Raw genomic sequence first — 5199 nt, 5'->3', positions numbered from 1 at the left:
GGAAGATGCGTGATCTGATCCTTCAACTCAGCAAAAGTTCGATTTATTCAACAAAGTCCGGAGGCAATCATATACAGCATGGTCGGCGGGAATAATTTCGCCTGTTCAAGCGCCGCATACAGCGACGCCCCCTGGCGCACGGTGTCGGCGGCCTGCTCCAGCACCTGCCGGGCGTAGAGGTTTTCGATACCGTCCATCGCGATGTACATCCCCTCCAGCAGCGGCACGCTACTGGCCTGCAAAATGCTCAGGGTACGGATATAGCGGGCGCTGTTGATGGCGCAGACCAGCTTTTTGATCGGCGAGCCGTTTACCAGCCAGCTATGCCAGCGAAAACGGTTTTTGGCATTCCTCAGCCAGGTTTTGAAGCCGATAAAGCCGCCCCCCAGAATGCCCACAATATAAATGCCCCAGGCTTGCAGGAAATCACTCACCGCAATCAGCGTCCGGGTGGTGATCGGCAGTTGCTGCTTCATATGGGTGAACTGCTCGATCACCTGCGGCACCACCGCCACCAGCAGGATGCTGATCACCGCGATGGCGACAACGGTGAGGGTGATCGGGTAGACCATCGCCTGCGTCAGCTTGCTTTTCATCTTCTGGCGCTGCTCGTTGTACTCCGCCAGCTTCTCCAGCACATCGCCCAGATGACCGGTCTTTTCACCCGCCATCACCAGCGTGCAGTAGAGCTTGTCGAAGGTGCGCGGGAACTGGCTGAAGGCGTCGAACAGCGTATGCCCCTCGACCACCTTCTCGCGGATCTCCACCACCATCGCCGCCAGCTTTTTGTCTTCCGTCTGCTTCGAGATCGCCTTCAGCGCGCTCTCCAGCGGCAGCGCGGCATTCACCAGCGTGGAGAGCTGACGGGTAAACATCGACAGCACCGGCGTGGAGAGCTTTGCGCCGGTTTTCGCTTTTCCGGCCGTCGCCGCCTCGCGGGTTTCGGTGATGCTGACGGGCATGAGCTTTTGCTCGCGCAACATCTGGCGAACCTGCTTCTGCCCCTCGGCCTGTAGCGTCCCGCGCTGGGTTTTCCCCGCGGTATCCGTCGCCGTCCAGGCGTAGAAAGCCATTACGCATCCCCCCCACGCTCGGCGGTGACGCGCATCACCTCTTCCAGCGAGGTCACGCCGCTAATCACCTTCAGCAGCCCGTTTTCACGCAGGCTGTAGGCCTGCTTAAAGAGCTGCGTTTCGATGGACATTTCGTCTTTATCTTCATGAATGGCGCGGCGCATGGTGCTGTCCACCACCAGGAATTCATGAATACCGGCGCGGCCCTGATAGCCGCTCTGGCGGCAGTGTTCGCATCCCACCGCGCGGTAAATGGCTTTTGGCGGCGCGTCCATAAAGCTGAACAGCGCTTTTTCATTGGCATCCAGCGGACTGGTGGTCCGGCAGTGTGTACACAGCCGACGCACCAGACGCTGGGCAATGACACCGAGCAACGATGAACCAATTAAAAAGGACTCCAGCCCCATGTCCCGCAGACGGGTTATCGCCCCTGCGGCACTGTTGGTGTGCAGCGTAGACATGACCAGGTGACCGGTAAGCGACGCCTGCACCGCGATCTGCGCGGTTTCACCGTCACGAATTTCCCCGATCATCACCACGTCCGGGTCCTGACGCAGAATGGCGCGCAGCCCGCGGGCAAAGGTCATGTCCACGCGCGGGTTAACCTGCGTCTGCCCCACCCCTTCCAGCTCGTATTCAATCGGGTCTTCAACGGTCAGGATGTTGCGTTCGTGGCCGTTCAGCGCCGAAAGAATGGCGTACAGGGTGGTACTTTTACCGGAACCTGTCGGCCCGGTGACCAGGATAATGCCGTGCGGGCGGTCAATCAGCCCCTTTAATTTCTCCAGTTCTTCGTCGATCAGCCCGAGCTTGTTGATGTCGGGCTTCAGGTTACTTTTGTCGAGCAGACGCATGACCACGCGTTCGCCGTACTGAGACGGAATGGTCGAGACGCGCACGTCGATGGCCTTGCGACCGATGCGCAGGGAGATACGACCATCCTGCGGCAGTCGTTTTTCAGCGATGTCCAGCTTCGACATGACCTTGATACGCGACACCAGCAGTGGCGCGAGCTTACGCGCCGGTTGCAGCACCGGGCGCAGCACGCCGTCGACGCGAAAGCGAATGCTCAGCGTGCGTTCGAAGGTTTCGATATGGATATCCGACGCGCCGTCTTTTACCGCCTCGCCGAGAATGGCGTTGATCAGGCGGATCACCGGCGAGTTTTCGTCGTTATCGAGCAGATCTTCGTTATCCGGGATCTCCTCGGTTAACGCCATCAGATCGATATCCGCGTCCATGTCATCCACCAGCTGCTGCGACACGCCGCTGCTCTGCTGCCAGATCTTCGCCAGCATCTCGTCAAAGGCTTCCGGCGTCAGGGTGACCGGGACGAACGCGCGTCCCAGCACCCGGCGCACTTCCAGCAGTGCAAACGCCGGGGTGTCATCACGGATATAGACGTCATTGTTATAAAATAAAACGCCGTTTTCTTTTGCGTAGCTGCTGCTACACAGAGTTTTACTCAGTTCGTCCACGTTGCCCCTCCGCCTTATTCTTTAAACGGATTGCGCGTCGCGCTGGTTTTCACCGGTGCGGCGCTGGTGCTGGCGGAAGGAAACGCAGGCAGAACAGGGCCTTCCTCCGGTTCAACAATGCCTAGTTTTTTCTCCTCCGCACGCTGCATCTGGCGTACGCGGATCTGGTCATATTTCTCTTTCGACGCCGCGCTGTAGTTGTCATCGTCACGCAGGACGGTGGTATGGATAAACACCATCAGGTTGCGTTTAGAGGTATCCTGCGAGGTGTAACGGAACAGCTGTCCGACCAGCGGAATATCACCCAGCAGCGGCACTTTAGAGACGGACTGTTTGGTGACGTTCTCCATCAGACCGCCGAGTACTACCGTCTGGCCACTGTGCACCATCACTTCGTTATTGATCGTGCGCGTGTTGAACGTCGGGCCGAGGCTGGCGTCTTCCGTCGCGTTGTTATCGACGCTGGACACTTCCTGCTCAATTTTCAGGTGGATCATGTCGCCATCATTGATTTGCGGCACAATTTTCAGCTTGGTACCGACCGTTTTACGCTCAACGGAGTTAAACACGTTGTCGCCACTGGTGGTCTGCGACCCGGAAAGCACCGGCACGTCCTGACCCACGTTGAACGACGCTTCTTTGTTATCCAGCGTGACCACGCTTGGCGTGGAGAGAATGTCGTTTTTGCCGTTGGTCGAGAGCGCGGTCATCAGCATGCCGAAATCACCGTTAAAGAAGCCGGTCGCCAGGCCAGTGAAACTCGTCCCCTTCATGGTGCCATTTTTGATCTGGCTGATTGGCAGGTCAGTTGCGCCGAACTGTACGCCACCGTGCTTGCTCGTCCACTGCACGCCGAGATCCATGCCGTTGCCGTCCTGCACTTCAGCAATGATCGCTTCTACCAGCACCTGCGGACGGCGAATATCCAGCTTGTCGATCACCTTCTCAAGGGAGTTCATCACGTTAGGCTGCGCGGTGATCACCAGAGCGTTGGTTGACTCGTCGGCGGTAATATTCAGATCCGTGGAGGCGCTCGCGGTTTTCGCTTTGGCGGTGCCCGGCTTGTCTTTCAGCTGCTCGCCAATCCCGGTGAGCACCGGCACCACTTTGGTGGCGCTGGCGTATTTGAGGTAGAAGACACGGGTGTTCCCCTCGTTATTCTGTTCACGATCCAGCTGGTGGATAAGCGAACGGGTACGCGCGCGCGCGTCTTCCGGGCCGCTGATCACCAGGCTGTTGGTTTCGTCGTCGGCCACCACTTTGGTGGCCAGCTGCGGCGCGTTCTGCCCTTTCTGCTCCTCGTTGCTGAGGTTGTTCAGCATTTCTGCAAGCTCTTTGGCAGAGGCAAAGCGCAGCGGCACAATTTCGCGCCGCTGGATACCGTTGTTATCCACGCGCTGCACCAGATCCACCAGACGGTTAACCACCGAGGCTTTCCCGGTTAACAGCAGCACGTTCGACGGCTCGAAGTGGACCACGTTGCCAATGCCTGTCGCATCGTTAAGCTGACGCAGCAGCGGGGCCAGCTCGCGCACCGGGACGTTTTCCATGCGCACCACGCGAGTGATGATCTCGTCACCTTTGCCCGGGTTTTTGCTGTCTGCCAGCGGCGCACCGGCGGTGCGGGCTACGCTTGAGCGCACCACTTTCACCATACCGTTGTCCATCGGGATGACCGACAGACCGTACAGATCCAGCACGCTCAGGAAGAACTGGTAATATTCGTCTTCCGTCAGCACGTTGTAGGTTCTAACCGAGACGGTTCCCTGAACGGACGGATCGACCAGTATGGTTTTGTTGAGATTGCGACCTACCGTATCGATAAACTCGCGAATATCAGTATTTTTAAAACTCGCGCTAAAGTTAGCTGCAAGCAGCGAACCTGAATATAACGACAATGCGGTCAGCGCCACGCACGCCCAAGGAAATTTCTTCATGTCTGTACACTTGTTAATTGTTTAGAACATTAACCCGAATATTTTCAAGGTGAGCGTGACGTCGGACGACGACCTCCGCTTCTTTCATTTTCGACCAGTTAGCAATAATACTTTTTGCTTTTGCTTCATCCGTCATATCGACAGAATTAACTTCTACCGCAACATCACCTTTTTCCAGACCAGACTGGCTGTAAAAGGCGGACGCATTCCTTGGGTTTATCCTGTAGCCTTCCAGGTGGCCCTTTTCGATTATTGGTTTTAACACCAGATAATCATCAAGATGCACGCTGTCAGCGCCTGCATCTTTTGTCGATTTCGTTACCGGGCCGCTGTCCACGCCGCCTTTAAAATAGTCTGGCTGCTTTAATGCCAGTACCTGCGTAGCACCTTCATAATTAACCACCACATTATCTTTATTAATTTCCTGAATAAATGCGTCGTTAAAACCGGTCAGCGGTTCGCCTTCACGGTAGCTTTTCTGACCACCAGGCGTTTTGATGACGGCGAAGGAGAGCCAGGGGTCATCGCTTCTCACAATGCCTTCGATTTCCGCCGCCAGCGGGGCTTTCACCGCTGCCGGTAAATTTTCCTGACGAACGGCAGCGGTAAAGAGCGTAAAGGGTTTTTCGTTACGCGACGCTTTCAGCGGCTGTTCGACTTTGTTGAATAAATCGAACTTTTGCTGAGTTGAAGGATCAGATCACGCATCTT

At 56.5% G+C, this 5199-nt stretch carries 2 protein-coding genes and 2 pseudogenes; all 4 read right to left on the bottom strand.

The window, feature by feature from the left end:
• Nucleotides 1-56: 56 nt before the first annotated feature.
• A pseudogene (locus tag ACOTX7_RS23705) lies at nt 57-1073 on the bottom strand (type II secretion system F family protein); the annotation flags it as partial.
• On the bottom strand, nt 1073-2551 hold the full coding sequence (gene gspE / locus ACOTX7_RS23700; RefSeq protein WP_205921166.1) for a type II secretion system ATPase GspE: 1479 nt from the start codon (nt 2549-2551) through the stop codon (nt 1073-1075). The gene gspE and the pseudogene ACOTX7_RS23705, both read right to left, overlap by 1 nt.
• Nucleotides 2552-2565: 14 nt before the next feature.
• Nucleotides 2566-4488 carry a type II secretion system secretin GspD gene (gene gspD / locus ACOTX7_RS23695; RefSeq protein WP_006809433.1) on the bottom strand — a complete coding sequence of 641 codons (1923 nt, stop codon included), beginning with the start codon at nt 4486-4488 and terminating at the stop codon, nt 2566-2568.
• Nucleotides 4489-4501: 13 nt separating this feature from the next.
• A pseudogene (gspC, locus tag ACOTX7_RS23690) lies at nt 4502-5143 on the bottom strand (type II secretion system protein GspC); the annotation flags it as partial.
• Nucleotides 5144-5199: the final 56 nt, after the last annotated feature.

Origin of the sequence: Enterobacter cloacae complex sp. IR5418, assembly GCF_049238105.1 — a bacterium.
GTDB classification, from domain to species: domain Bacteria; phylum Pseudomonadota; class Gammaproteobacteria; order Enterobacterales; family Enterobacteriaceae; genus Enterobacter; species Enterobacter hormaechei.
The sequence above is the reverse complement of the archived record's forward strand: the minus strand, read 5'-3'. Positions and strand labels throughout refer to the sequence as shown.

Excerpts from the sequence above, each read along its gene's own strand:
- gspD (WP_006809433.1), bottom strand. The coding sequence starts at position 4,488 with ATGAAGAAATTTCCTTGGGCGTGCGTGGCGCTGACCGCATTGTCGTTA.